27 protein-coding genes are annotated in these 26,835 nt (G+C 51.4%); 6 read left to right on the forward strand and 21 right to left on the reverse strand.

The window, feature by feature from the left end:
• Window positions 1–25: 25 nt before the first annotated feature.
• The 5 genes from betB to QCD60_RS24770 form a co-directional block, all read right to left on the reverse strand.
• The gene (gene betB, locus QCD60_RS24750) at window positions 26–1,510 is read right to left on the reverse strand and encodes a betaine-aldehyde dehydrogenase (RefSeq protein WP_279789442.1); all 1,485 of its coding nucleotides are present in this window, start codon (window positions 1,508–1,510) and stop codon (window positions 26–28) included.
• A gap of 40 nt (window positions 1,511–1,550) precedes the next feature.
• Window positions 1,551–2,171 carry a transcriptional regulator BetI gene (gene betI, locus QCD60_RS24755; RefSeq protein ID WP_279789443.1) on the reverse strand — a complete coding sequence of 207 codons (621 nt, stop codon included), beginning with the start codon at window positions 2,169–2,171 and terminating at the stop codon, window positions 1,551–1,553.
• Between the two features lie 200 nt (window positions 2,172–2,371).
• Window positions 2,372–3,136: a 3-hydroxybutyrate dehydrogenase gene (locus QCD60_RS24760; protein WP_279789445.1), complete on the reverse strand. Its 765-nt coding sequence runs from the start codon at window positions 3,134–3,136 to the stop codon at window positions 2,372–2,374.
• 228 nt (window positions 3,137–3,364) lie between these two features.
• Window positions 3,365–4,573, reverse strand: a complete 1,209-nt coding sequence (locus QCD60_RS24765) for an ammonium transporter (RefSeq protein WP_279789447.1) — start codon at window positions 4,571–4,573, stop codon at window positions 3,365–3,367.
• Window positions 4,574–4,882: 309 nt separating this feature from the next.
• Window positions 4,883–5,794 carry a DMT family transporter gene (locus tag QCD60_RS24770; protein WP_279789449.1) on the reverse strand — a complete coding sequence of 304 codons (912 nt, stop codon included), beginning with the start codon at window positions 5,792–5,794 and terminating at the stop codon, window positions 4,883–4,885.
• A gap of 255 nt (window positions 5,795–6,049) precedes the next feature.
• On the opposite strand from QCD60_RS24770, the gene tcdA reads away from it, so the two are divergent.
• Window positions 6,050–6,859, forward strand: a complete 810-nt coding sequence (tcdA, locus tag QCD60_RS24775) for a tRNA cyclic N6-threonylcarbamoyladenosine(37) synthase TcdA (protein ID WP_279789451.1) — start codon at window positions 6,050–6,052, stop codon at window positions 6,857–6,859.
• 7 nt (window positions 6,860–6,866) lie between these two features.
• Here tcdA and QCD60_RS24780 read toward each other — a convergent pair whose 3' ends face one another.
• The 6 genes from QCD60_RS24780 to QCD60_RS24805 form a co-directional block, all read right to left on the reverse strand.
• Complete coding sequence (locus QCD60_RS24780; protein ID WP_279789453.1) at window positions 6,867–7,343, reverse strand: SufE family protein; 477 nt, start codon at window positions 7,341–7,343, stop codon at window positions 6,867–6,869.
• A gap of 2 nt (window positions 7,344–7,345) precedes the next feature.
• Window positions 7,346–8,560, reverse strand: coding sequence for a cysteine desulfurase (locus QCD60_RS24785; protein ID WP_279789455.1), 1,215 nt, complete (start codon window positions 8,558–8,560; stop codon window positions 7,346–7,348).
• A gap of 90 nt (window positions 8,561–8,650) precedes the next feature.
• Window positions 8,651–8,923: a GIY-YIG nuclease family protein gene (locus QCD60_RS24790; RefSeq protein WP_279789457.1), complete on the reverse strand. Its 273-nt coding sequence runs from the start codon at window positions 8,921–8,923 to the stop codon at window positions 8,651–8,653.
• Between the two features lie 40 nt (window positions 8,924–8,963).
• The gene (gene ltaE, locus QCD60_RS24795; RefSeq protein WP_279789459.1) at window positions 8,964–9,986 is read right to left on the reverse strand and encodes a low-specificity L-threonine aldolase; all 1,023 of its coding nucleotides are present in this window, start codon (window positions 9,984–9,986) and stop codon (window positions 8,964–8,966) included.
• Window positions 9,987–10,186: 200 nt separating this feature from the next.
• On the reverse strand, window positions 10,187–10,618 hold the full coding sequence (locus QCD60_RS24800; protein ID WP_279789461.1) for a GNAT family N-acetyltransferase: 432 nt from the start codon (window positions 10,616–10,618) through the stop codon (window positions 10,187–10,189).
• Between the two features lie 26 nt (window positions 10,619–10,644).
• Window positions 10,645–11,169, reverse strand: a complete 525-nt coding sequence (locus tag QCD60_RS24805) for a MarR family transcriptional regulator (protein WP_279789463.1) — start codon at window positions 11,167–11,169, stop codon at window positions 10,645–10,647.
• Between the two features lie 73 nt (window positions 11,170–11,242).
• On the opposite strand from QCD60_RS24805, the gene QCD60_RS24810 reads away from it, so the two are divergent.
• Complete coding sequence (locus QCD60_RS24810) at window positions 11,243–12,142, forward strand: EamA family transporter (protein WP_279789465.1); 900 nt, start codon at window positions 11,243–11,245, stop codon at window positions 12,140–12,142.
• 19 nt (window positions 12,143–12,161) lie between these two features.
• On the opposite strand, the gene QCD60_RS24815 is transcribed toward QCD60_RS24810, so the two are convergent.
• Window positions 12,162–12,986 (reverse strand): YiiX/YebB-like N1pC/P60 family cysteine hydrolase, encoded by an 825-nt coding sequence (locus QCD60_RS24815; RefSeq protein ID WP_279789467.1) that lies wholly within the window; start codon window positions 12,984–12,986, stop codon window positions 12,162–12,164.
• A gap of 173 nt (window positions 12,987–13,159) precedes the next feature.
• On the opposite strand from QCD60_RS24815, the gene QCD60_RS24820 reads away from it, so the two are divergent.
• Window positions 13,160–14,923 (forward strand): ABC transporter ATP-binding protein/permease, encoded by a 1,764-nt coding sequence (locus tag QCD60_RS24820; RefSeq protein ID WP_279789470.1) that lies wholly within the window; start codon window positions 13,160–13,162, stop codon window positions 14,921–14,923.
• 63 nt (window positions 14,924–14,986) lie between these two features.
• On the opposite strand, the gene QCD60_RS24825 is transcribed toward QCD60_RS24820, so the two are convergent.
• On the reverse strand, window positions 14,987–15,283 hold the full coding sequence (locus QCD60_RS24825; protein WP_104154046.1) for an HlyU family transcriptional regulator: 297 nt from the start codon (window positions 15,281–15,283) through the stop codon (window positions 14,987–14,989).
• A 223-nt stretch (window positions 15,284–15,506) separates the two neighbouring features.
• Here QCD60_RS24825 and QCD60_RS24830 point away from each other — a divergent pair, with 223 nt between their 5' ends.
• The 3 genes from QCD60_RS24830 to QCD60_RS24840 all read left to right on the forward strand — a co-directional run bounded on the left by QCD60_RS24830 (window position 15,507) and on the right by QCD60_RS24840 (window position 17,946).
• Window positions 15,507–16,037, forward strand: a complete 531-nt coding sequence (locus tag QCD60_RS24830) for a PA2779 family protein (RefSeq protein WP_279789473.1) — start codon at window positions 15,507–15,509, stop codon at window positions 16,035–16,037.
• 179 nt (window positions 16,038–16,216) lie between these two features.
• Entirely contained in the window at window positions 16,217–17,020 is an 804-nt protein-coding gene (locus tag QCD60_RS24835) for a PA2778 family cysteine peptidase (protein WP_279789475.1), read from the forward strand.
• A gap of 89 nt (window positions 17,021–17,109) precedes the next feature.
• Window positions 17,110–17,946, forward strand: coding sequence for a putative RNA methyltransferase (locus QCD60_RS24840; protein ID WP_279789477.1), 837 nt, complete (start codon window positions 17,110–17,112; stop codon window positions 17,944–17,946).
• A gap of 88 nt (window positions 17,947–18,034) precedes the next feature.
• Here QCD60_RS24840 and pyrF read toward each other — a convergent pair whose 3' ends face one another.
• The 8 genes from pyrF to pheA form a co-directional block, all read right to left on the reverse strand.
• Window positions 18,035–18,745 carry an orotidine-5'-phosphate decarboxylase gene (gene pyrF / locus QCD60_RS24845; protein ID WP_279789479.1) on the reverse strand — a complete coding sequence of 237 codons (711 nt, stop codon included), beginning with the start codon at window positions 18,743–18,745 and terminating at the stop codon, window positions 18,035–18,037.
• A 48-nt stretch (window positions 18,746–18,793) separates the two neighbouring features.
• The gene (lapB, locus tag QCD60_RS24850; RefSeq protein WP_279789481.1) at window positions 18,794–19,978 is read right to left on the reverse strand and encodes a lipopolysaccharide assembly protein LapB; all 1,185 of its coding nucleotides are present in this window, start codon (window positions 19,976–19,978) and stop codon (window positions 18,794–18,796) included.
• A gap of 9 nt (window positions 19,979–19,987) precedes the next feature.
• Window positions 19,988–20,287: a LapA family protein gene (locus QCD60_RS24855; protein WP_279789483.1), complete on the reverse strand. Its 300-nt coding sequence runs from the start codon at window positions 20,285–20,287 to the stop codon at window positions 19,988–19,990.
• Between the two features lie 155 nt (window positions 20,288–20,442).
• The gene (ihfB, locus tag QCD60_RS24860; protein ID WP_347950301.1) at window positions 20,443–20,835 is read right to left on the reverse strand and encodes an integration host factor subunit beta; all 393 of its coding nucleotides are present in this window, start codon (window positions 20,833–20,835) and stop codon (window positions 20,443–20,445) included.
• A 112-nt stretch (window positions 20,836–20,947) separates the two neighbouring features.
• Complete coding sequence (gene rpsA / locus QCD60_RS24865) at window positions 20,948–22,627, reverse strand: 30S ribosomal protein S1 (RefSeq protein WP_279789485.1); 1,680 nt, start codon at window positions 22,625–22,627, stop codon at window positions 20,948–20,950.
• Window positions 22,628–22,765: 138 nt separating this feature from the next.
• Window positions 22,766–23,455 (reverse strand): (d)CMP kinase, encoded by a 690-nt coding sequence (gene cmk / locus QCD60_RS24870; protein ID WP_279789488.1) that lies wholly within the window; start codon window positions 23,453–23,455, stop codon window positions 22,766–22,768.
• Window positions 23,456–23,458: 3 nt separating this feature from the next.
• The gene (locus QCD60_RS24875; RefSeq protein ID WP_279789491.1) at window positions 23,459–25,690 is read right to left on the reverse strand and encodes a prephenate dehydrogenase/arogenate dehydrogenase family protein; all 2,232 of its coding nucleotides are present in this window, start codon (window positions 25,688–25,690) and stop codon (window positions 23,459–23,461) included.
• Window positions 25,690–26,796, reverse strand: a complete 1,107-nt coding sequence (gene pheA / locus QCD60_RS24880; RefSeq protein ID WP_104154056.1) for a prephenate dehydratase — start codon at window positions 26,794–26,796, stop codon at window positions 25,690–25,692. Before pheA ends, QCD60_RS24875 begins: the two co-directional genes overlap by 1 nt.
• Between the last annotated feature and the right edge of the window lie 39 nt (window positions 26,797–26,835).

A 26,835-nucleotide genomic window follows, 5' to 3' on the forward strand; every position in this document is an offset into this window, starting at 1 on the left:
GGTTAGCCAGCCTGGACAACCAGAATTAGTAAGGACCTTCGACATCACCCAGCTCAACCAGCACACTTTTCAGTTGGGTGTAGTGATGAATGGTCTGCAATCCGTTTTCTCTGCCGATACCGGACTGCTTGTAACCACCGACAGGCATTTCCGCTGGCGAGCCACCATAAGTATTGATCCAGCAAATCCCGGCTTCGATCTGCGCAATCACCCGATGAGCGCGTGACAGGTCCTGAGTGAAGATGCCTGCGGCCAGACCATAAGGCGTGCCATTGGCACGACAGATGACTTCCTCTTCATCATCGAAGACCAGCACGGACATCACCGGACCAAAGATCTCATCCGTCACCTGTGGCATGTCATCAGTGCAATCGGTAAATACCGTTGGCTCGACAAAACAGCCTTTATCCAGCCCGTCACGGGTAACGCGATTGCCGCCCACGGCCAGCGTGGCGCCTGATGCCTTGCCCTTCTCCAGGTAGCTGACCACTTTTTCCATGTGCTTGGCCGAAACCAGTGCGCCAATCTGCGTTTCAGGATCCTGCGGGTCACCAATCTTCAACGCCTTAGTGCGCTCGACCACTTCGCTTACAAACTCGGCATACAGACTGCGATGAACAAAAACACGGGTACCGTGGGTGCACACTTCGCCCTGGGTGTAGAAGTTAGCCATCAGCGCTGCGGTCACGGCATTGGCCAGTTTGGCGTCTTCAAAAATAATCAGCGGTGACTTACCACCCAGCTCCATGGTCACTTCTTTCAGTGACGCAGCAGCATCTGCCATGACTTTGCGGCCGGTGCCACTTTCACCGGTGAAGGACACTTTGGCGATGCGAGGATGGCGTGACAGATACTGTCCCGCGCGATAATCGCCCTGAATAACGTTGAACACGCCATCAGGCAGTCCTGCTTCTTTATAGATGTCGGCCAGCAGCAATACTGACAGAGGGGTTTCCTCTGACGGCTTGAAGATCATGGCATTGCCACACGCCAGTGCCGGAGCCGACTTCCAGCAGGCGATCTGGAATGGATAATTCCAGGCGCCAATGCCAGCGCATACTCCCAGTGGCTCACGACGGGTATAGAAAAACTGATTGGGGCTGAGCTGCTGATGCTCGCCCTGCACGGCACCTGCCAGACCAGCGTAATACTCAATCACATCTGCACCGGTAGGCACGTCGACAGCAATCGCTTCCTGATATGGCTTGCCGTTATCGGTGACTTCCAGACGGGCAATTTCTTCAGCACGCTCACGCATGATGGCCGCTGCACGCAGCAGGATCCGTCCGCGTGCCATACCAGACATGGCCGACCAGACCTTGAAGCCAGCCTCTGCCGCAGCAACAGCACGCTCCACGTCTTCAGCGGCAGCCTGCTGTACCAGCGCCAGCAACTCACCATTGGCGGGATTGACGGACTCAAAGGTTTCGCCAGACGTTGCCATGCAACGCTCACCGTTGATGAACAGCTGTCCTGCAGAAAGTGGAAACAGAGGTTGTTTATCAGACATGGTCATCAGCTCAATAATCTTGGGTTACTAAAATCGTAAATTAATAGTTGGACGCTATCTGGACCCTGCTGGTGCTGTGTAACAAGCCCAACTGTCCCCGGATAAATGAATCAATCAACTTCACTGCTTCAGCCTGCTCTACGCCACCGCTCAGCGCACCGCGCAACCAGATGCCATCAATCAGCGCCGCAATGCCGGTTGCTACTTCCCGCGCCTGTTCTCGTGACAGGCATTTACGCAACTCGTAGCGCAAATGGGAAAGCAGACGCTTTTCGTTAACCCGTTGCAGTCTTGCCAGCTCCTCGTCGTGCATGGCTTGCGCCCAGAAGGCCAGCCAGGTCTTCATGACGCGCGGATCCAGCTGACGTGAATCAAAGTTGCCACCGACAATGGCCCGAACCCGCTCGATAGGCCAGTCAGCAGGCAAAGCCTCACGTCGCTCGCGCACACCATCATTCAACTCACGCAGGATGGTTCGCATCGACTGATTCAACAGCCCGTCTTTACCACCGAAATAGTGATTAATGATGCCGGCGGACACCCCCGCTCTTTTACTGATCATGGCGACAGTGGTCTTACCCAGCCCTACCTCACCAATCACTTCCAGAGTCGCATCGATAAGCTGAGGCTTACGAATCTCCGGCATACCGAGCTTTGGCATGACCGCACCTCTTTTTTGATTGAACGTCCATTTAAATAAAACTTACCGTCGCCACCTTACAGATGTCAACTAATATTTAATGATCGAAATTATTTTAATAAGTCAGAAAACAAAAATGGCCGCATTTAGCGGCCATTTTATTGATTTTAAGGGGGTTAATAGAGAAGAAAGAGCTATGCAGACATCTTATAATTAATTAGTTATCGAACAGTCCAGCCACCATCAACCGTGATTGTCTGGCCGGTAATGTTTCGAGCACTATCACTCATAAGAAACTCGGTAATACCGGCCAACTCTTCCAGACTGATAAATACCCCCTTGGGCATCGGCTTCAACATGATTTCCGAAACCACTTCCTCCGCGGAGATACCATTCTCTTTGGCCTGGGCTTCGATCTGCTTATCCACCAACGGCGTCTTCACATAAGAAGGGCAGATGGTATTCACAGTAATATCAGTATCAGCGGTCTCCAGCGCCATCACTTTGCTGAAACCGAGCAATCCATGCTTAGCAGCGACATAAGCGCTTTTGTATGGTGAGCCCACGAGAGAGTGAATCGAGCCAATATTAATGACTCTGCCATAGCCACGCTCACGCATGCCGGGCAACAGCGCCCGGGTCAGCATGGCTGCCCCAGTCAGCATGACCTGAATCAGCAGCGCCCAGCGCTCTGGTGGAAACTCTTCAAGCTTAGCCACATGTTGCAGACCCGCATTGTTAACCACGGCACCGACTGGCAGATTGAGCTGACTGACAAAGGCATCAATCGCTGCGGCATCACCCACGTTCAGCGTACCGCTCTCTGCCTTGCCACCCTTTGCAACAATACCTTCGGCGACTGCCGCAGCGGCTTCGCCGTTGAGATCCGTCACCAGAACAGGAAACCCCTTGCTGGCCAGCACCTCAGAAATACCCTGACCAATGCCACTACCCGCGCCTGTTACCAGCACCCATGGTTTACTCATTTTGCAATCCTCTTGGCGTTGACATAATCGATAACCGTGCGCCGTGCCGCGCACATTTTTTGGAAAGACATGGGGAAACATAGGTAAAGAATGGCGCTTTTCCAAGCAAAGGTTACGCAATTGCACAAAGCGCCAGCGACCGTGCACAACCTCGCCCTGCAGACTCAGTCAAACAGAAACAAAAACGCAGGCTCAGAGCCTGCGTTGTATTGTGCTTACGAAGCTGAGTTACTCAATACTGTTGGCACTGATCTTGTGAATGGACAGATCGGCACCGTTAAACTCTTCCTCTTCACTCAATCTGATACCGGCCAGCTTCTTCATCAGGCCATAGACGATAAAGCCGCCACCCAGCCCGATTGCTAGCCCCAGCAATGTGCCCAGCACCTGAGCGAGCAGGGATACACCTCCTAGCCCGCCCAGAGCCTGCTGGCCAAAAATGCCCGCCGCAACACCACCCCAGGCACCACACAAGCCATGCAAAGGCCACACACCCAGCACGTCATCAATCTGCCAGCGGTTTTGCACCAGCGTAAAAACCCATACGAACAACCAGCCAGCAATACCGCCCACCACCAGTGCACCAATGGGATGCATCAAGTCAGAACCCGCACAGACAGCAACCAGCCCTGCCAGCGGCCCGTTATGAATAAAACCGGGGTCATTCTTACCTGCAAGCGAAGAGGTGATGATCCCACCCACCATGGCCATCAGTGTATTTACTGCTACCAGACCACTGATACCATCCAGGGTTTGTGCCGACATAACATTGAAGCCAAACCAGCCAATGGTCAGAATCCACGCCCCCAGCGCCAGAAAAGGAATATTGGAGGGAGCGAAGGCTATCAGCCTGTCACCGCGATAACGTCCTTTGCGATTACCCAGCAACATGACTGCCGCTAGCGCAATCCAGCCTCCCACCGCATGCACCACAACGGAACCGGCGAAGTCATGAAAAGATGCGCCAAACTGGGTCGCGAACCAGTGTTGCACCCCCCAGTTACCATTCCAGATGATGCCTTCAAACAGCGGGTAGACCAGCCCTACACAACACATGGCAGAGATCAGCATCGGCCAGAACCTGGCCCGTTCAGCCACACCACCAGACACGATAGCGGGAATGGCAGCAGCAAAGGTCAACAAAAAGAAAAACTTAACCAGAGCATACCCATTGTGCTCAGCCAGCACGGTGGCGCTGTCGAAAAAATTCACACCGTAGGCAATCCAGTAACCTACGAAAAAGTAGGCCAATGTTGAAAAGCCAAAGTCAGTCATAATTTTGACCAGCGCATTGACCTGATTTTTGTGCCTTACAGTTCCAACCTCCAGGAAGGCAAAACCTGCATGCATGGCCAGCACCATGATGGCGCCTAATAAGATGAACAAGGTATTGGTACTGGTAACCAGAGTGGCTACAGCACTATTAATGGCTTCCACAGCTCTTCCTCTCCCAATGGAGCACCAATAACGGGCATAAAAGCATTGCACCCACCAAAGACGCACCAGTTAAGATCATGACTAGGGCAAAATGCGCAAGCCCATACGTGCGGGCTCGCTTATTTGATATTTCGCACCATGAGTAAGCACGTTTTATGCCATGAGAAAATTTTGCCCCACAAGGAGGCAAAATCAGGATATGTGTGGAAGACTCACAGGAAAAAAGCAAACAGAAAAACAGCAAGGGGATGGTAAAACAAAAAGGCCAGCATTCAGCTGGCCCTGGAATCAGGTTACAAGAGATATGAGCTAGGCAGCGGCACCCTGCTGACGCCGACGCAGCCAGCGAAAGGTAAACTGTGACAGCAACATGCCCGCCAGCATCAGCGCACAACCTGCCAGCTCCCGCATGCCCAGCGTCTCGTCCAGCAACAGCCACCCACCCAGAACGGCGAATACGGCTTCACCACTGAGGATAATCGCCGCATGTGCGGGTGGCGCTTCTTTCTGACCAATAATCTGCAACGTGTAGGCAACACCCACTGAAAACAGACCCGCATAGACGATGGGGAACCAGGCCTCTTTGATGGCAGACAGCTGGATATCCTCGGTCACCAGTGCGGTCGCCAGGCTAAGTAGCATACAGGTAAACAACTGCACCACACTCAATGCCAGCGGATCGGTACGACGACTCAGCCAGCCGATAATCAGTACATGCCCCGCCCAGAATACTGCGCCGATCAACTCCAGTGCATCACCGTAAGCCAGCGTAAAATCCTCGGTCACACTTAGGAAGTACAAGCCAACCAGCGCGAGCGCCGCGCCTAACCAGGTATTTGCACCGGTTTTATGGCTGAGGAACAACCCAAGAATGGGTACGAAGATCAGGTATAACCCGGTAATAAATCCTGCCTTGCCCGCGGTGGTATAAAGCAAGCCCACCTGTTGTAGAGAAGAGCCAGCAAACAGAATCAGACCAGCAGCAATCCCACCCAGCAACAGAAAACGCGGGTTGGCAGGCTCCTGCTCAGTCTTTGCGCGCTTGCGGCTAAACCAGTAAACCAGAGGCAACAGAGACAGCCCCCCTAACAGAAAGCGGGCAAAGTTAAAGGTAAAAGGCTGCAGATGCTCCATCCCCACACGCTGGGCAACGAATGCCGTACCCCAGATAGCGGCGGTAATAAGCAGCAGAATGTCTGCACGAAGTGTACTGGTTCTCATGATGGGCCGTTGACTCTCTGATATTGCACTCGAGTACTCACATGCAGGCTTGATTGCATGCAATCTTCAATATGGACTACGAGCGACACTATACCCTGATACAACGAGGCACTTCATAAGATTTATTAATATCAGATCAGTGAGCCAAACTGATGTCAGAAGCGTTTTCTGGAGCCGTTTCAGCTTTAATCAGCAGGCGATTTTCGTTAAGCTCACGCGCCTGTCTCAATCTGAATCCACGCAAGACCTCGAACCATGTCAGACGCTTCCCCCCTCAGTGAAAACTACCTGTTACGCTTCGGCGGAATCGCCCGCCTCTATGGCCGTGCGGCGCTGGAGTACTTCCATAACAGTCACGTTTGCGTGATTGGCATTGGCGGTGTCGGGTCGTGGGCAGTGGAGGCACTGGCCAGAAGCGGTATCGGCCAGCTTACGCTGATTGATCTGGACGATATCTGCATCAGCAATGTCAACCGCCAGATTCATGCCCTGGACGGCCAGATCGGCAAGATCAAGGTGAATGCCATGGCGGAGCGGGTAAAGGCAATCAATCCGGAATGCCAGGTTAATGTGATTGAAGACTTTATCGGTGAAGACAACCTGACAGAGTGTCTGCCGACGTCACTGGACTATGTGCTGGATGCCATCGACAGCGTACGCGCCAAGGCTGCACTGCTGAACTACTGCAAACGTAACAAGATCGCTGTAATTACCACTGGCGGTGCCGGAGGCCAGATCGACCCCACGCAAATCAGTATTACCGACCTGACTAAAACGACGCATGACCCGCTGGCAGCACGTGTACGCAATCAGCTGCGCAAGCAATATGGTTTTCCGAAAGGCCCGAAAGCTAAATTCGGTATCGACTGCGTCTATTCCACCGAACAACTGAAATACCCGCAGGCAGACGGCAGCGTCTGCCTGCAGAAACCTTCAACGGAAGAGGGGCCGGTAAAACTGGATTGTGCCAGCGGTTTCGGCGCCGCCACTGTAGTGACATCGACCTTTGGTATGGTCGCCGCGTCCCGCATCCTGAACAAACTGGCGAGCAAGACGGCTCAGTAACACTGCCTCATGCCTGCTGGCTCAAACAGCAGGCATGGCTTTGAATAGCGTTGATGATGGCTTTCAGACCGTTCCCTCGGGATGGACTAAGATGACGCATCAGCCCCAGCTCTTCCATTTCCGCTTCGAGATGCAGCCCGCAGACCTGTGCGGCGCTGAGGCCGTTAACCTGTCCGAGCAGCAATGCAATCAGACCACTGATAATGCGCGCCTCGCTGTGCGCCCAGCACCAAAAACCGCCTTCTGGCGTAATCCCCAATAGCAACCGCACTTCACTTTCACAGCCTTTGACAGAGCAAGAATACTCATACAGCTCTTCCGGCAACGCAGGCAAGTCGCGCCCGAGCCTCATCAATTCCCGGTAGCGCCCTTCCCACCCCTGAGCAGCATAGACACCGCCCAGCACGTCATCACGACTGGAAATGCTGATGGGATGCTGCTCCATGATGGTGACCAGCTCGGGGAAAGTAATGACCTGCTGCATCTTCAGAACTCCGTTACGGCCTTGCGCAAGGCATCGACAAAGCGCTCAACATCATCAAGGTTATTGTAGAAAGCCAAAGAAGCACGAATCGTACCTGACAGGCCCAGCGCCTCCATCATAGGCATCGCACAATGATGACCGACCCGGACGGCAATACCCTGCATATCCATCAGAGTGCCTATGTCCTGCGGGTGCATTCCCTTCACCAGAAAGGACATGATACTGGTTCTCCCCTGACCACCGACCAGTTGAAAGCCGGGAATATCGGCACAGAGACTCTCCATGCTGTTCAGCAGATAACGCTCATATTCCGCGGCCGCCTGACGATCCAGCGTCGACAGATAACGCAGTGCACTGGCCAGACCGATCGCACCAGCAATATGGGGAGTACCCGCTTCAAAACGCAGAGGAGGCAAGGTGAAGGTCGCGCCACGTTTAGAAACCTGCTCGATCATTTCTCCACCGCCCTGCCAGGGAGGCATGATTTCCAGTAACTCGTACTTACCATAAAGAACGCCGATACCACTCGGCCCGAACACCTTGTGCCCCGAAAACACATAAAAATCGCAATCCAGCGCCTGTACATCCACATTGTCATGCGCCACTGCCTGAGAACCGTCAATCAGCACCCGCGCCCGATAGCGCTTGGCAGCTTCAATCACCCGCTCGACAGGCATTGGCATACCCAGTGAGTTTGATACATGAGCCAGAGCAACCAGCTTGGTTCGCTCATTAAGCAATATGGAAAGCTCGGACAGATCCAGTTCGCCAGTAGGCAAGACAGGGATATAACGCAGGGTAAGCCCGCGCTCTTCAGCCAGTAACTGCCAGGGGACAATATTGCTGTGATGCTCACACTCACTGAGCAGAATTTCGTCACCCGGCTGAAGGAAACGGCGCCCGTAACTATTCGCTACAAGATTGATGGCCGCCGTCGCGCCACTGGTCCAGACAATTTCTTCACGACTGCGTGCGTTGAGAAAGTGCCTGACAGCCTCCCTCGCCTCTTCATAAGCCAGCGTTGCCTGCGTGGACAAGTGATGGGAAGCACGATGCACATTAGCATTCTGCTGCGCGTAATAGTGGTTGATGGTATCCAGAACACACTTGGGCTTCTGGCTGGTCGCGGCATTATCCAGATACACCCGACCTTCCAGAGTTTCGTTAACGATCAACGGAAAGTCGCGGCGTACGGATTCAATATCAAAGATGGGCATGAGCACAGGGTATTTGAGAAAGGATGGCGCCAAGTATAGCCCAGACCACCAGCAATGCGCAGGGCAACGGCATCTAAACAGCAAGGTTGTTTATCGTGTGAGATCACTCTGGATAAGCGCCAGTTTCTGCCGCCGGGTCAGGCGCTTGATAGCTGCCTCCCTCTTGCTGGCCATGGAGCGGTCGGGTTGAAGCTCCACATAGACAAGACATTTGGGAGGGTGCGAACGAAGATACTTGGCACCCTTCCCCTGACAGTGAGCTAACCAGCGCCGTAATAAGTGATTAGTGATGCCGGTATAGAGGCTTCCGTCAACAGCCTCTATGATGTAGACCCACCACAGCACCGCGGCTTCTGTAGACACTACTTCCACCGCATATTGCCTCGTGTCAGGTGCGAACGGCTCATGCAGCCAGACTTGCCATCACTTCAGCGAAGCATTGCACCACATAGGGAACGTCCTCAGCATGCACGTCTAAATGAGTCACCAGTCGTGTTTTAGCAGCCGGGCTGATCAGAATATGCTTCTCTTTCAGCGCAGCAGCCACGACTTGAGGATCATGACGGTCAAAGCCGATGTAGAGAATGTTGGTTGCCACACCGTGCAAACTAACGCCCTCCAGCTCACCCAACCCTTCTGCAAGTTGCTGCGCATGAGCATGGTCATCAGCCAGTCGAGTAACATGATGATCCAGCACATATTCCCCTGCAGCAGCCAGAATACCGGCCTGACGCATCCCGCCACCGAGCATTTTTCGCCAGTGTCTGGCTTCCTCGATGAAGTCTTTGCTACCAGATAGCACGGACCCGACAGGCGCCCCCAGGCCCTTCGACAGACAAAGGGAGACAGAGTCAAAGTATTTAGCGATATCGATCGCTTCACACTGGAGCGCAACAGCCGCATTCATCATCCGCGCGCCATCAAGATGCAGCCCTAGTTGACGGCGATCACACAGCGCACGCGCCTGACTGAGATAGTCGAGCCCAATCACTTTGCCGCCGTGGGTGTTTTCCAGTGACAGCAGCCTGGAGCGGGCAAAGTGCAGATCCTTGGGCTTGATGACGGACTCGACTCGGTGCAGATCAAGTGAGCCGTCTACCTCCACCTGAACTGGCTGAGGCTGGATGCTGCCTAACACGGCCGCACCGCCCCCTTCGTATTTATAGGTGTGATAATCCTGCCCGACGATGTATTCGTCTCCACGCTGACAGTGACACAACAACGCAAGCAGGTTGCTCTGCACACCAGAAGCAACATACAACCCCTGCTCCTTGCCAAGCATGGCCGCCACCCTGGCTTCCAGACGAATGATGCTGGGATCTTCGCCGTACACATCATCGCCGACATCCGCTTTGGCCATTACCTGACGTACCACCTCGGTAGGACGCGTTACGGTATCGCTGCGTAAATCAATCATCCTGGGCATTACACCGCTCCGTTATACAGTCATTTAAATCACAATATCTAAACGATACCGTTTAAATATTAAAATGCAAAGCCTTAAAATATGACAAGCTATTGCTGCTCCCACGCTTCAGGCGGGCTATGGAAGATTTGGAGCAGGTGCGTCCTTATTCCACTCTGATCGTAAGCGCATGCTAAGGAGCGACGTCATCACTCGCGTAACTAGCGAGCACTCTCTACAGCAAACTCTTTAACCATGTAATGACGCTTGCCCAGCTGAGGATAGGCATCCATGGTGTACACCACACGATACCCTTGTTTCTCATAGAATGGCTTGGCCTGGAAGTCGAGTGTATCAAGCATGGCAAAGCGGCATCCCCGCTGGATAGCCTCTTGCTCCAATGCTGCCAGCAACTTGCTGCCATATCCCTGACCACGTGTATCTTCGGCCAGCCAGAAATATTCGATCATCAGCCAGTTGCCAAATGTCCTGCCCGTTAACCCACCCTGGCGTACGCCGTCATCGTCATCAACAAAAACCGCCACCGGAAAACTCTGACTGACTTCAAAACGCGCACGATTAAAATCAATCAGGCGCTGATGGACCCACTCGCGGTCTTCTTCCGTAGGAGTGGACTCCACATGGATAAACATAGAACGTACCTCAAACAACTTACTTATTACTTACTGCAGTGCGGATCACTGCCTTCAAGCGCTATTAACCATTTACGCAGCAATGCAGCCAGCTGTGACTGCTCTTCGTCAGACAAGCCTGATAGTAGGGTTCGCTGTGTACTTACATGACTCAGCAGCACCTCATCAATCAGCTCGATACCTGAGCCGGTCAGCCTGACCAGCAAGCTACGCCGGTCAGAAGGATCCATCGTACGCTCGACCAACCCGGCTCTCTCCAGCTTATCCAGACGATTAGTCATGGCTCCGGAGGTCAGCAGTGCGCTTTTAAAGAGTGCTGTTGGTGTGAGCTGATATGGCACACCACTGCGACGGAGTGTCGCGAGCACATCAAACTCACCGGGGTGCAGTTGATAGCGGCCATGGTTATCTTTGACTGTCCTGTCTGACAAGGCCGATATACGTGAGATACGCCCGAGAATGCCCATTGATGCAACATTGACGTCAGGACGCTCTTCAGCCCACTGCGCCAGAATGGCGTCAATATGATCTTCCTGCATATTTATCTTCACATTAAGATTCTTGATAAAAAGAATATCTGCCGTTAGCATTCGCCTCAACGCTAAGATTATTAACCTGCAGACAATGAACGCTATTCTACTCGCAGCCATGGCCCCTGTTCTATGGGGAACGACCTACCTCGTTGCTCAACATCTGATGCCCGCCGATATGCCCTTGTGGACAGCTACTCTCAGGGCACTACCCATCGGTTTACTGATGCTACTGACAGCACGCATTCCTTCAGCGAAATGGCTGCTGCGAATTATGGCTGCTGGCGTGCTCAACGTCGGGCTGTTTTTTGCCCTGCTTTTTATTGCAACCTACCGCCTGCCCGGGGGCATTGCTGCCACACTGGGCGCAACCATGCCCGTACAAGCCATCATGCTGATGTGGATCGCCAAAGGGCAGCAGCCTCGCCCTGTCCAGTTGATTATTGCGCTGCTGGCCATCCCTGGTATCGGTTTGCTGGTGCTTGCACCGACCACACACCTTGACCCTGTCGGCCTTGTTGCTGCCCTGCTGTCCTGTTCTTCACTGGCGCTGGGCACATTCCTGAGTAAAGAGTGGGGAAAACCCAGTGATATGGGCGTACACACCTACACAGGTCTGCAATTGACGGGAGGGGGTGTGGTCCTGCTGATCATGGCATTGGTATTTGAGGGCCAGCCTCCGACCTTTACCTCATCGGTCACTCTTGGTGCACTGTGGCTTGCAGTGATGAACACGGGGCTCGCCTATTTCATCTGGTTCAGTCAGATAACCAGGCTAACGACCACTCAACTGGCGTTTCTTGGCTTGATGAGCCCAGTAACTGCCGTCACGCTGGGCCAGATACTAGCGGGCGAAGTATTCAGCCCTGTTCAATGGTGTGGCATGACACTGGTCCTTTTGAGCCTGCTTGGACATCAGTTTCTGACACTTCGGATCAAGCCTCAGCCCCACCAGTCTACAGCCAATGTTTCAGCAGAATTAATAAAAGACTGACGAAACCCTCCGAGCAAAATCAGTTTTCCAGATCAAACTCAGGCAGAGGACGATCACCCTGCTCCGAACGCGCCCAGGTCAGGTTGTGCGGATCAAACCCTTGCTCTATGGCGGGCTTCACTACTCTGAAGTAAGGCGAAACGTCAAAATCCCGCGGCACATAAAGACTGGGATCCCGTCGGTGAAGCACCTCCTCGGTTCTTACCCTGCCGCGTTTGTCCTGCCAGGTAATCTTGGAGACACGTGGCAGGATGGGATAATTCATGCTCTGGAATGCCTGAGCAATCAGGGACGAGCAAATGGCCTTGGTGGGGTCGCCACTGCCCAGCTGCAGAAAATATCGCCGCCAGTAAGTCGGGATAGGAGGGACGGTGACCAGATAACGTGCCAGATCGAAAATATTCTTCAGATCGTAGTGCTGGCCTATTCTGCTGCGGGCAAAACGCACCACTTCATCGACCTCTTCAGCGCTCAACCCCACTGGCCGACATATTCGTGTGTGCAGATGCGAGTACATGCTCAGCGGCACTACCCTGACCCCCTCCAGTACATCAGCCTCGATCAACACAGGCAACTCGCCGGAGTAATCAGCGGATGTGGAGGCACTGTGGATGGTGGCGGCTTCCTCCTTGCCAATATAAAGCGCGGCATGCGACCACGTAGACTGCGTCAGATACTTGATGGTGGTGCTGATTCTGCTGGTACCTTCTACCAGTAGCACATCACCCTTACGCAATGTCTTACGCAGTAACTCAGGACGACTAGTGGCAATATTGACTGTTTCATCACGGGGTTTGGACAAGTACCTCGCCAGCCAATAGCCGATTCGCTCGGAAATAAACATAGGTCTACTCTGCTTGCTATCTTTATTATGAGTACCATTCATAGCATAGGCGCTATTCAATCAATCAACTATGCCTGATGGGTGCATCACTCCTCAGCTATTCACGACACTTTCCCATGCGTTCACGACACAACTTTTCTGATAATGAAGATGTAGCTTTCAGCCTTCGGGCAATGAAAAAGCTCTGGCCCTACCTTATGCGCTTCAAGGGCCGTATTGCTTTGGCGCTGACCTGCCTTATTGCCGCCAAGCTGGCCAGTGTGTACATGCCTTTCGTGCTCAAGCATGTCGTTGACGCCCTTGCCGAGAACACTTCCCAGCCTGACCTGGCCTATTTTCCACTGGGCCTTTTGCTTGCTTACGGCCTGGTACGACTGGCCAACACCTTGTTTGGTGAAGTAAGGGATGTGCTTTTCGGCCGTGTGACTGAACAAGCGATGCACCAGATAGGTCTGGATGTATTCAAACATCTCCATAACCTTGATCTTGGCTTTCATCTCAGTCGCAGCACAGGGGCACTTTCGCGTGATATTGAGCGAGGCACATCGGGTATTAGCTTTGTCATGCGCTTTATGGTCTTCAATATTTTGCCGACCCTGTTCGAGATCGCCATGGTGACAGGCGTACTGCTGTTGCATTATCAAACCAGTTTCGCCCTGATCACACTGGCTGCCGTAGTTGCCTATATCAGCTTCTCGGTCATGGCTACACACTGGCGTACACAGTATCTTCGTGCAGCCAACAAAGCAGACTCAGAGTCCAATGCCCGGGCCGTTGACAGCCTGCTGAACTATGAGACGGTGAAGTACTTTACCAATGAAGAGTACGAAACACGTCACTATGACCTCGATCTGCAGCGCTGGGAAACAGCCCGACGGCAGAACCGCCTGTCACTGTTTGTTCTGAATGGTGGTCAGGCGCTCATCGTTGCCATTGCAATGACATCAATGTTGTTGCTCGCCGCCAACTATGTACGACAGGGTGCGATGACCATCGGCGATTTTGTCCTGATCAATGCATTTATGATGCAGCTGTTTCTTCCCCTCAATCTGCTGGGATTTGTCTACAGGGAAATGCGTGGCGCGATGGTCAACATAGAACGTATGTTTGACCTGCTCGATCAACGCCCCGCCATTATGGACAAACCGATGGCCAAGCCTCTCGCTGTACAGGCCGGCACCGTGGAGTTCAGAAATGTTGAGTTTGCCTATACCGCAGAGCGAAGCATTCTGCAGAACATAAGCTTTACTCTTCAGGCGGGTAAAAAGTTAGCTGTCGTTGGTAGCAGCGGCTCCGGCAAATCAACCCTTGTGCGACTGCTGTTTCGCTTTTATGACGTCACCGCCGGGGCCATCTTGATAGATGGTCAGGACATTAGAGAAGTGACACAACACAGTCTGCGAGGCGCCATTGGCATCGTGCCACAGGATACAGTGCTATTTAATGCCAGCATCAAAGACAATATTCGCTATGGCAACACAGAGGCCAGTGATGCTGAAATAATGGAAGCGGTGCGTTTAGCCCATCTACAGCACTTCATTCAGCAACTTCCTCTGGGTTTGGACACATTGGTGGGTGAACGGGGGCTTAAGCTGAGTGGTGGTGAAAAACAGCGCATTGCTATTGCTCGCGCAATTCTCAAGCGGCCATCCATTCTGGTTTTTGATGAAGCCACCTCATCCCTCGATAGCCATTCAGAGCAAAGCATCATGCAGGCACTGCGTGAAATATCTGCTGGCATCACCAGCCTGGCCATCGCTCATAGACTTTCAACCATCGCCGACGCCGATCTGATTGTAGTGATGGAAAATGGCAGCCTAGTTGAACAGGGCACACATAACGAGCTGCTTTCCCGCAAAGGACGCTATGCGGGGTTGTGGCAGGCTCAGAAGGAGAACAACAGAGAAAGTGCACCGCAGGTTGAGACTATCAATTAAGACAACTCCAGATGAAGCACTGCTGCTGGTAGCGCCCCAGCAGCGGGCAACAATCATCGATCATCAGCTAAATACGCGCTCGCCCTGCTCGTCGATGGTCCGTTTTGCTTTGCTTATGCTCAATTCGATGCAGTCATCGCGACTGCTCATCTGATCTGAACGCAACAACTGATATTGTCTGGATTCACCATCGACTTCCTTACAAATCAGAGCGCCCACACCATATTGGCCACCGATTTTGCGAGGCTGAGGGATAATTTGAAACCCTTTGTATTCTACTGCATCAGCTGTGCTTTCCTGCTCCGCTTCTGCACTGCCACCGCCTTGAAATAATTTACCAATTAGCGAAAACAATCCCATTACAGCTCTCCACCTAGCGACAAAAACACATCAGCGTGCACTCTAGCACAATTACTGTCTGATCAAGCAAAACGCCCATTTTCAGCAATGACTTATGTAAATCAGCCACTTGATCACCAAGAATATGTCAGCCTGGAGGATTTTTCCCGGCACAAGCTCCCACCGCAACCAATCGCTAATGATCTTTGTTCGCATAGATGACTTTTCACTTCGAACAGCATGCATGATTGCTCTCGCACCCTCTGAAAAACAGTTCTTCGAGTTAAGCCGGTGGTTTACCTATGTTGCCCTCATCGAGAGGTACGGCATAATACGCGCTGCGGTCGGTAAAAGTGTGATAATCCAAGCAGTAGAGGGAGACAACATGAACACTGGAATGAAAAAGCAGATTACCGCATTGGTTCTTGCCAGTTTTGTCAGTGGTGGCGTCATTGCGCCAACATTAGCGCATGCCGGGATGGTAAGCCCCGGTCAGATGTATTCTGAACAGCAAGCGAATCCTAAAGCTCGCCTGGAGTCACTGCTCGCGCGCCAGGATGTACGTCAGCAACTGATCAAGCAAGGGGCCAATCCAGCCGATGTCGAACAGCGTGTCGCTAGCCTGAGCGATGAAGAAGCAAGGTTGGTGGCGGATAGAATGGACCAACAGCCCGCTGGGCAAGGGATCGTAGCCGCTGCAGTATTTATTTTCCTGATACTGCTTGCCACCGATATTCTCGGTCTGACCGACGTATTCACCTTCGTGAAAAAATAGATTGGAGCTTGACAGTAATGTCATCCCAACTAGACAGCTCACAGTGCCAGTACAATATCATCGTACCGGTGCGATTGATGCTGGTGTGCTTGTGCGCAGCGCTGCTCTCAGCCTGCGCTATCACCCCCCCACAGACAGCCAGTTTCCTTGCACAACCCGCATCCCATAAGAGCATCCTGTTGAAAGATGTTCCTTTCTACGCACAGAAAGAATATCAATGTGGCCCTGCTGCCCTAGCCATGGCACTGAATGCCGCCGGGGCTTCGACCAGCCCTGACCAACTGGTAAACGAGGTATATCTACCTGACCGTAAAGGAAGTATTCAGGTGGAAATGCTCGGAGCTAGCCGACGACAGGGCTTTATACCCTTCAAGGTAGAAGGGACAATTGAAGGGCTGATCAAAGAGCTGCAAGCACATCACTCGGTACTGGTATTTCAGAACCTGGCACTACCCTGGTATCCGCAGTGGCACTATGCTGTCGTCGTCGGTTATGACGCGGCTTCCAAGGAGCTGATTCTGCACTCTGCAGAAGATGAGTGGCATCGAACTAACATAGGTACTTTTGAAAGAACCTGGGCTCGCACCGGCTACTGGGGATTTGTTCCGCTTAAACCAGGATTACTACCTGCCAATCAAAACCCGGATCAGCTAGCAGACTCCATTGCGCAAAGCGAACAAAGTTTCTCCGCACATCAGTTGCAAAAGGCCTATTCAAGCGTGTTGAAACAATGGCCTGGCAATCTGCAATCCTCTATAGGATTGAGCGTTGCACTCTATTTACAGAAAAGATATGTCGCTTCAGAGCGTGTACTGCGCAATGCGCTCAAGCATCACCCTGCCTCTGGAGTGCTCTATAACAATCTTGCTGTTGTGCTCAAAGCCCTGAATCGCAAAACAGAAGCAAAGCAAGCAGCCAAGAAAGCGATTAGCCTTGAGCCGAATAATCAAAACTTCGCAGCAACCTTATCTGAGGTGTCATAGGCATACATCCTGCGACACTCCCCCAGGTCTGCTACACTGGCACGGCCTTCGATAGCACCAAAAAATGGCCAGTCCCGGAATTAGTTATAATGCTTGATGCCTCACCTTTGATCTGCCCAATTGATGGCCAGTCACTGCGTCTCGATGGGCAGCGCTTATGCTGCCCCTCCAACCACAGTTTTGATATTGCCCGGCAGGGTTATGCGAACTTGCTTCCCGTGCACAAGAAACACTCCAGAGATCCTGGTGACAGCAAGAATATGGTGGAAGCCAGACAGCGCTTTCTTGCTAGCGGCATCTACAACGGAATTAGTGACCAGTTAAACACCCTGGTGCAATCTGTTTGTGGCGCCTACAACAGTCTGACGGTGCTGGATGCTGGCTGTGGGGAGGGTTTCTATCTGGATCGCCTTGTAAAAACACTCAATAATGGACAGGTGTCTCTCAAGGCATATGGTCTGGATATTTCCAAATGGGCAGTACAAGCGGCATGCCGGAGAAATAAAAAAATCAGCTGGCTGGTAGCCAGCAATGCAGCAATCCCCTGCCAACCTCATACATTCGATTTGATTATCTGCGCTTTTGGCTATCACAAGCTGGAATGGTTTAATCACCTACTGAAACCACATGGTCATATTTTGCTGGTTGAAGCGGGTCCAGAGCATCTTTTAGAACTAAGGGAAGTGATTTACCCCGAGGTAAGGAAAAGTGAGCTTAGCCCCCTTGAGCATAGTGGCTTTACTCTGCTTGAACACAGATTACAGATAAAGGATCTGCCACTGAACAAGCAGCAGCTTAGCGACTTGCTCCTGATGACACCGCACCTCTATCGTGCGAGCCATGAAGGCAAAGAAAAGGCAGCAAAACTTGAAAGTTTGAATGTTCAGATTGACGTGCAGTTCAAATTGCTGAGCAAAATGCACTAAGCCTGCAAGATCTATTGAGCACTTTCCTGAGAGCCGGACTCGTTTATCCCGCTCTCAGGAGGCTCGACACTATAAAGCGAGGGTAGAATCAACCAAGACTGAGATTAATGTCTTTCAGGACAGAAATCGGGTCAGCTGCCTTTGTAATAGGGCGCCCTATCACAAGATAGTCACTACCAGCTGATATAGCCTCAGCTGGAGTCATGATTCGACGCTGATCTCCTTGATCGCTACCAGCGGGGCGGATACCAGGAGTCACAAGCTTAAACTCGCGATTAATCTGAGCTCTGAGAACAGATACTTCCTGAGCAGAACACACAACCCCGTCCATGCCACTGGCTGCTGCCAGTGATGCCAATCGCAATACCTGTTGCTGCGGATCAAGATCAATGCCGATCTCTCTCAAGTCTGCAGACTCCATACTGGTCAGTACAGTCACCGCAATCAATAACGGTTTAGGGCCTGTAACAGTTTCCAGCACCTCTCGGGTTGTTTCCATCATCCTACGACCACCACTGGCATGAACGTTGACCATCCAGACCCCTTCTTGTGCAGCAGCTTTGACAGCCATCGCAGTGGTATTTGGAATATCGTGAAACTTGAGATCCAGAAACACCTCAAACCCCAGCTCATGCAACTTTTCCAGAATCGCAGGCCCGGCAAGAGTAAATAGCTCCTTGCCTACCTTTACCCTACATTGTTGAGGATCCAGACGTTTGGCCATATCCAGTGCCAAAGATTGATCGGCATAATCGAGTGCAACAATGATAGGTTTTGAATTCATATAGCTAATACTCATCTACTAACACAACTCTCCAGGGGCAGACACAGTGAACTTAACACTGATCTAGTCACCTTCAATTCCTCGAATGGGTTTAATCGCTCCCCACTCCTTACAACGAGGGCATTGCCAATACATCTGGCGGCCATGAAACCCACAATGACCACACTGATAGAATGCCTTGGTCTCCAGTACCATCTTCAAAGCATTATCAACCAACCTTGTACTTTGGGGTTGCAACCCACTTTGCTGCTCAAGTTCAAGCTCCGTCAGGTAACGCATCCCTCTGAGGGTCATTCTTTGATTCAGTTGCTCGATCATGAAAGCATGTGCTTGCTCATACCCTTCTTCTGCTTTTATATATCGTGCAATAGCAATTAATAGAGTTGCAGATGGATTTGTCGAATGCCAGTGTACTAACACTTTTACCAGCGCTTTCGGTCGCTGGAGCGCCCGGTATACTTCAACGATAGATGCCAAGCCCTCACTGAGCATATCTGGATTACTCTTCCGAAAGCGCTTCAGATATCTCAACGCAGGGCGCCATTGACCGTCTTCAATGGAAAATGTGGTTAATTTCAACAGGGCACGCCCACAGCCTGTATCATAACTCAATGACTGCTTCAGATAGTCATAAGCCATTTGACGCTGCCCGCCGCTAACCGCTTGCTCTGCCAGCTCACAGGCATAATGGGATAAATGACTACGTAATCTGGGATTATCTGGCTGTAAATAGAGCCGCTGCTGTCCGACATACAGCGCATTTTGCCAGTCACGCTCCTGCTGATAGACCTCCATCAGTAATACCAAGGCATCTATGCGCTGTTGAGCACTACCCTTGGATAGGATGTCCCTTAACAAGGTTTCCGCGCGATCTAATAGCCCACTGGAGAGATAGTCTTTAGCTAACCCTGTCTGTACCAGATGCACATGGGCAGCGCTAAGATCATTTCTATCTAGAAGGCCTTGATGGACTTTGACCGCTCGTCCCACATCTCCCTTGCGTCGAAAAAGTTCAGCAAGAGCCAAATGCGTATCTACGGCATCACTGTCAATCTCTAACGCCCGTAGAAAGGTTTCAACAGCCTCGTCAGAATGCTCGCTTAACAGATGATTGAGACCGAGGAAATATTCCCGACGTAATCTTGCAGCGAGATGAGACAGACGTCTATCTCGCCTTGCCTGAAACCCCAGTAGCCAGCCAATACCTACTGCAACTACTAATAGCAATAACAAGAACAAGTCAGACATTTGTAGGTGTTAGGCACTAGTGCTTGCCTGGCGTAATTTGGTTAACTCTGAATCTAATTGGTTGAGCTTGCGCTTGAGCTGCAATGCACGTGCTTTCATCTGCAACAGCATGACTACACTTAGCACTACGCCAATCACACCACCGAAGAAGAAACTGAGAATAAGCCAGAAAGACACACTGAATTCAGGAAGGGAAAAAAATACAAAGTTCAAAGCCACTGGTTGCGTATTATGGATAGCAAACATGATGCCGATAAGCAGCAACACAAGAGTCAAAACTCCGAGCAACAACCCTTTTAGCAATCTCACAACGTCCCCCTGTCAATAATTCTATGCGGTTGGACATTGTAGAGTCTTTAAACCACAGGGCCAATAGACATTATGCTCAAGTGACATTCATCCCTTCTAGGGAAGCTGGAGAGCACTCGCTTAGATCAATTACAAAAAACCGGATTGGATACTAGTCAGTCAACGTTGACCTGATCTCTAAGCTCTTTGCCAGGCTTGAAATGGGGAACAAACTTGGGCCCCAAGGGTACAGACTCGCCAGTTTTGGGATTACGCCCAACACGTGGGGCACGGAAGTGAAGAGAAAAACTACCAAAACCACGGATTTCAATTCGGTCACCACGGGCCAGTGCTTCTGACATATGGTCTAGAATAGTTTTTACTGCTGCCTCGACATCTTTTATAGGCATATCAGGATGCCTGGCTACCAGACGCTCAATCAATTCAGACTTAGTCATGACACTCTCCTTTTGCAAAGCGTGTAACCGCTTAGCTGTTTCAGACCTTTTCCCACTTCGGGATGGGAAGCTGCCAAGGTCTGCCATTACTGAAGGTCCGCTATCTAGCATGGCGCCAGCATCAGCATTGATCAAAAAACAAACTACACTGTTTTTGTGAAAAAAAAAAGAGTGAGTAAAATCAATCACTCACTCTTTTTTATCAACAAGTTAGATGCTGGATCTATTGCTTGCCTTTGAGCTGTTCTTTGATCAGATCACCGATAGTGGTTGGACCTGATGCTTCAGATTGCGTCTGACGCATCTGCTGCATCGCAGCCTTTTCCTCAGCAACATCTTTAGCTTTTACGGACAGCATGATGACGCGATTTTTGCGATCAATATTCTGAATGCGAGCCTCAACCACATCTCCAACATTCAGAACCTGACGGGGGTCATCAACGCTGTCACGGCTAAGCTCACTGGCTTTGATCTGCCCTTCGACGCCTTCGATCAACTCCACTGTAGCTCCCTTGGCGTCCAGTGCAGTTACTTTGGCACTAACGACGGCACCTTTATCATTGGTAGCCACGAAGCTCTGGAAAGGATCTTCATCCAGTTGCTTAACGCCCAGAGAGATGCGTTCACGTTCAGGATCAACTGCCAGTACGACAGTTTCAATCTCATCACCTTTCTTGAACTGCTTAACAGCCTCTTCACTGGGCTCATTCCAGGAAATATCAGAGAGATGAACCAAACCGTCGATGCCACCATCCAGGCCAACGAAGATACCAAAGTCAGTGATTGACTTGATCTTGCCGCTGATGCGATCGCCCTTATTGAATTTAGAGGAGAATGCCTCCCATGGATTCGCAACACATTGCTTCATACCCAAGGAAATACGACGACGCTCTTCATCAATATCCAGGATCATTACATCGACTTCATCGCCCACCTGAACGACCTTGGACGGATGAATGTTCTTGTTGGTCCAGTCCATTTCAGAAACGTGAACCAGGCCTTCAATGCCATCTTCAATCTCTGCAAAGCAGCCATAATCTGTCAGATTGGTGACACGCGCCTTAGTGATACTGTTTTCAGGGAAACGTGTTTTGATGTTAACCCAAGGATCTTCACCCAGTTGCTTGATGCCCAGAGAAACACGCTGACGATCGCGATCGAACTTCAATACAACCACTCTGATTTCGTCGCCGACATTCAGCATTTCACTAGGATGACGAATGCGCTTCCACGCCATGTCGGTAATGTGCAGCAAGCCATCTACGCCGCCCAGGTCAACGAATGCACCGTAGTCAGTAAGGTTTTTAACAATACCTTTCAGCTCCTGCCCTTCCTGGAGGTTTGCAAGAAGAGTTTCACGCTCAGCACTATTCTCAGCTTCCAGAACTGCACGACGACTAACAACGACGTTGTTCCGCTTCTGGTCCAGCTTGATCAGTTTGAACTCAAGCTCTTTCCCTTCAAGATGGGTCGTATCCCGCAAAGGGCGAACATCAATCAGTGAACCCGGAAGAAACGCACGAACAGTGTCGATTTCAACAGTAAAACCGCCTTTCACACGGCCAGAAATAATGCCTTTAATAACAGCGTTATCTGCAAAAGCTTTCTCTAGCTCAACCCAGGCCTCAGCGCGCTTCGCTTTTTCGCGCGACAGACGAGTAGCACCATAACCATCTTCAAGAGCTTCGACAGCGACTTTAACCACCGCGCCGACCTGCAGGGAGTGTTCGCCGTTCTCATTCAGAAACTGATTGAGCGGGATAACCCCTTCCGATTTCAGCCCTGCGTTAACAGTCACCCATTCTTTATCAATGGCAACAACTGTTCCCTCAATAATGGCACCAACCTGAAGGTCCATTTCCTTCAGGCTTTCTTCAAACAGCTCAGCAAAACTCTCGCTCATCTTCTTTCCTGTGACCTGGGGATATGCATTGCATATCAGTTTGCCGTATACCAGTCCATACGGGTCAGTTGAGTCTTTCTGCACAACATGACTAACTGGGTCATGCTGCACACCCCACCATGGGATTGAACATAAACCTCACACCAACTCACGCTCGCGTAAGAGTTGCTCTACCTCATACATTACGGCGTCTATATCCAGCTCACTTGAATCGATCGTTACTGCATCAGCGGCTGGCTTGAGTGGTGCCACACTGCGATTCATATCCTGGGCGTCACGCGCCTGAATATCTTGCAAAATCTTAGCAAAACTAGCATCGGCCCCACGCTTTTGCAACTGGAGGAACCGGCGGCGGGCACGCTCTTCAGCACTGGCGATCAAGTATATTTTAAGCGGCGCATCGGGAAATACGACGGTACCCATGTCACGCCCATCCGCAATCAATCCAGGCAGAGCTGCAAAGATACGCTGCCTTTCCAGCAGAGCCTGACGAACACCAGGGTAAGTCGCGACTCTGGATGCTAGTTTGCCTACTTCTTCCTGACGAATAGTACTGGTTACATCTTCGCCCTCAAGCACGACATGAACACCGTCAGACTCAGCTTCAGTCTTAAACTGCACATCAAGATGAGCACTCAGTACAGTCAAGGACTCCTCATCATCAACAGCAATCTGGTGGCGCATACTGGCCAAAGCGACTAAACGATACAGTGCACCGCTATCCAACAAGTGCCATCCCAGCCTTGTTGCAAGCAACTTGCAAATGGTTCCCTTCCCTGAACCGCTTGGACCATCAACGGTAACAACGGGTACGGATTTCAATGCCATGACTTATCCAATTGATTGAAGTTCAAAACCCAATGACTGGGCAATGCTAACAAACTCAGGGAAGTAAGGAGTATCTCCCAAGCAATCCTCGATAATTACCGAATTACCTGTTCGCAATGCAGCAATTGCAAGCGCCATAGATGCAACAGAATTACCTTTGCCATCAAGCTCATGTCCCGCCAGTAAAACCTCAGAGCCAACGCCCTTAATCAGCAAACAGTCATCTTTCGACTCAATTTGAATACCTAGTTTTTGCAAACCATTGACAGTGATATTCAAGGCATCTACTTGAGCAACCCGGCTCCAGTCCAGAAGAACAGACTCACCCTCTGCAAAGCTCAGTGCAATCAATACTGCCGCCAGCTCTTCAATGGAACAGTGCATCTTCGATAACTCAACACGACATGGTTTGAGCCTTGAGTGGCGAACATACAGGCACGCACTAGGCTCGTCATTCGACTCGTGTTTAGCATGCTGCTCAATCAATCCACCCATACCGATCAACAGGTCGAGGAGACTTGTACGAGAAGGGTTAACCCCCACACCCTCCAGTCGAAGATCACTATCTCGTGTAATCAACGCTGCCACCATAAAATAGGCTGCAAGCGATATATCACCGGGGATGGCCACATGGCCAGGCAGCAATTGCCCCTTACCAGAGGAACAAACCACGTTGCCATCTGTTTGAATCGGCCACCCGAAAGCTGCCATCATTCTTTCTGTATGATCACGTGTTTTCACACGTTCAGTCAGCCTTGTCTCACCGTCGGCATACATCGATGCTAACAGCAGTGCTGACTTAACCTGCGCACTGGGAGTTTCAATCTGATGCGCAGCAGCCTGCAGCGTATCTGCATCTATCCCAGAAATATTGATAGGAAGAAAGGCCTCTCTTTCCGCATCGATCTTCGCCCCCATCTGCTGCAAAGGCTGAATGATGGCGCTCAGATCACACTCCTCAAGCATCTCATTACCTGTCAGCTCTGAAGGGAACGACTGCGCAGCAAGCAGACCCGTCAGCAAGCGCAGAGAAGTTGAGGATCGTCCGAGATATAACGCGCCAGGCGCCTGACGCAACCCGTATAAACCAACGCCATGAATGGTCACCAGTCCTTCTGCCGGCCCCTCAATGACCACACCCATGTCACGAAATGCCTGGAGAGTCGCCAGGGTATCCTCATCTTCGTGCATACCCGATACCACCGTCTGACCTTCAGACAATGCACCCAGGATCAATGCACGATGTGATATCGACTTATCTCCCGGCATACTGATATGACCGATGCAACGGGATTTAGCGCCAATTTTGAACGCCTTTTTTGACAGTTTGTGCGCAGGGCTCGCATAGGCGGTGCCAGCCAGAATACGGGAGAAATGTTCTCGCGCCGCCTTAGCCCGCGTAAACACACCCATCATCGTTACACCATCACCCTGCTCTACCGCTGCGCGCAACTGGCTGAGCCCGTCAGTAAATCGATCCAGGACATCCAGCACAGCATCCCGGTTGGCCAGAAAGACGTCATGCCACATTGTCGGATCACTGGCTGCGATGCGAGTGAAGTCGCGAAAACCACCTGCAGCATATCGAAAAATATCCCGGTTCTCATGATCCTGCGCCAGGGTATCGACTAAAGAAAACGCCAACAAATGAGGGAGATGACTGGTCGCTGCCAGCACCTCATCATGATGATCGACATCCATTGTCAATACCTCAGCACCTGTAGCGCGCCACATAGAAGAAATAATATCGACGGCTGCTGCAGAGGACTCAGGCAATGGGGTCAGGATTATTTTGTGTCTCGCAAACAATTCCTGCCTGGCAGCAGCCATACCACTGTTTTCAGCACCTGCAATAGGATGCCCAGGCACCCAGCCAGACAGCATGGGATCAAATATTCGACGAGAAGCCGTCACGACATTGCCTTTTGTCGAACCCACATCCGTCAGTAGGGTATTGGAGCGCAAGTATGGAGCAATTCGCTCAAGCACCCCCTCCATTGCTTTAACTGGCACAGATAAAACCACAATATCAGCTTCGGCAACGGCCCGCCCGAGATCGGTCTCAATTCGATCAACAGCATCCAACGCCAAAGCCAGCTCGCAGTTCTCACTTTTCAGATCAAATCCGATCAGCTCACGGGCAAAGTCTGCCTTACGCAGTGCCAATGCCAGCGAGCCGCCGATCAGTCCGAGACCGACAATCAGAATTCGATCTGATTTAAAACCATCTATCATCACAGTACTGCCTGCGGATAAGAGCCAAGCACCTTAAGTTCAACAACCTTACTCGATACTTCACTCAGAGCCTGATTTACAGGCTCTTCATCCTGATGACCTGCAAGGTCGATATAGAATACATAACCCCAGGCACCCGCATTGGCAGGACGAGTTTCGATACGAGTTAAGTCCACACCAGCACGATGGAACGGCTCAAGAATGTGATACAACGCACCCGGCTGGTTGCGTGCATTCACCAGAATAGAGGTCTTGTCACGCTGGCTACTGCCAACAGATTCATGGCCGATGATCAGGAAGCGCGTACTGTTATCTGGATGATCTTCGATATTGTTGAAGGCATGCTCCAGACCATAAAGCTTGGCCGCCATTTCACCTGCGATGGCAGCAACATGCTCGCCTTCGGCAGCCGCTCTGCGTGCCGCTTCTGCATTGGAACTGACCGCAATACGCTCAACATTGGGAAAACGTGAATCCAGCCACAGACGGCACTGGGCCAACGATTGTTGGTGTGAGTAGATCCGCGTAATGCGTGACGGCTCGGTATCTGGCTTCACCAGCAAATGCTGATGAATACGCAGCTCCACTTCTCCGCTGATCTTTAGCTCGGAGCTGCGGAAATTATCCAGAGTATGATGCACGACGCCTTCTGTGGAGTTTTCGATCGGCACTACACCGTACTTGACGGCCTTGGCTTCCACTTCACGGAAAACATCATCAATGGTAGGCATCGGTACACACACTGCTGAGTGCCCAAAATGCTTCAATGCAGCCTGCTGGGTAAATGTCCCTTCAGGGCCGAGGAAAGCGACCCGCGTAGGCTTTTCCAGCGCCAGGCAGGCAGACATGATCTCCCTGAACAGACGGGCAACTTCTTCACTATCAAGTGGCCCCTTGTTGCGCTCCATGACTTTGCGCAAAACCTGGGCCTCACGCTCAGGACGATAAAACACAGGCTCTTCGGTCACATCAGTACGATGGGCCATTTTTACCTCAGCTACTCGCTGAGCACACTGGGCACGCTGGTTGATCAGCTCGTGAATATGGCGATCGATCTCATCAATCTCATCACGCAACTTTGCCAGCTGCTCTTGCTCAGTGGCCATGGTTCTCTCCCGTTACAGAATACGTGGAATTATCGAGAC

It is taken from the genome of Pokkaliibacter sp. MBI-7 (genome assembly GCF_029846635.1).
In the GTDB taxonomy this organism is placed as follows: domain Bacteria; phylum Pseudomonadota; class Gammaproteobacteria; order Pseudomonadales; family Balneatricaceae; genus Pokkaliibacter.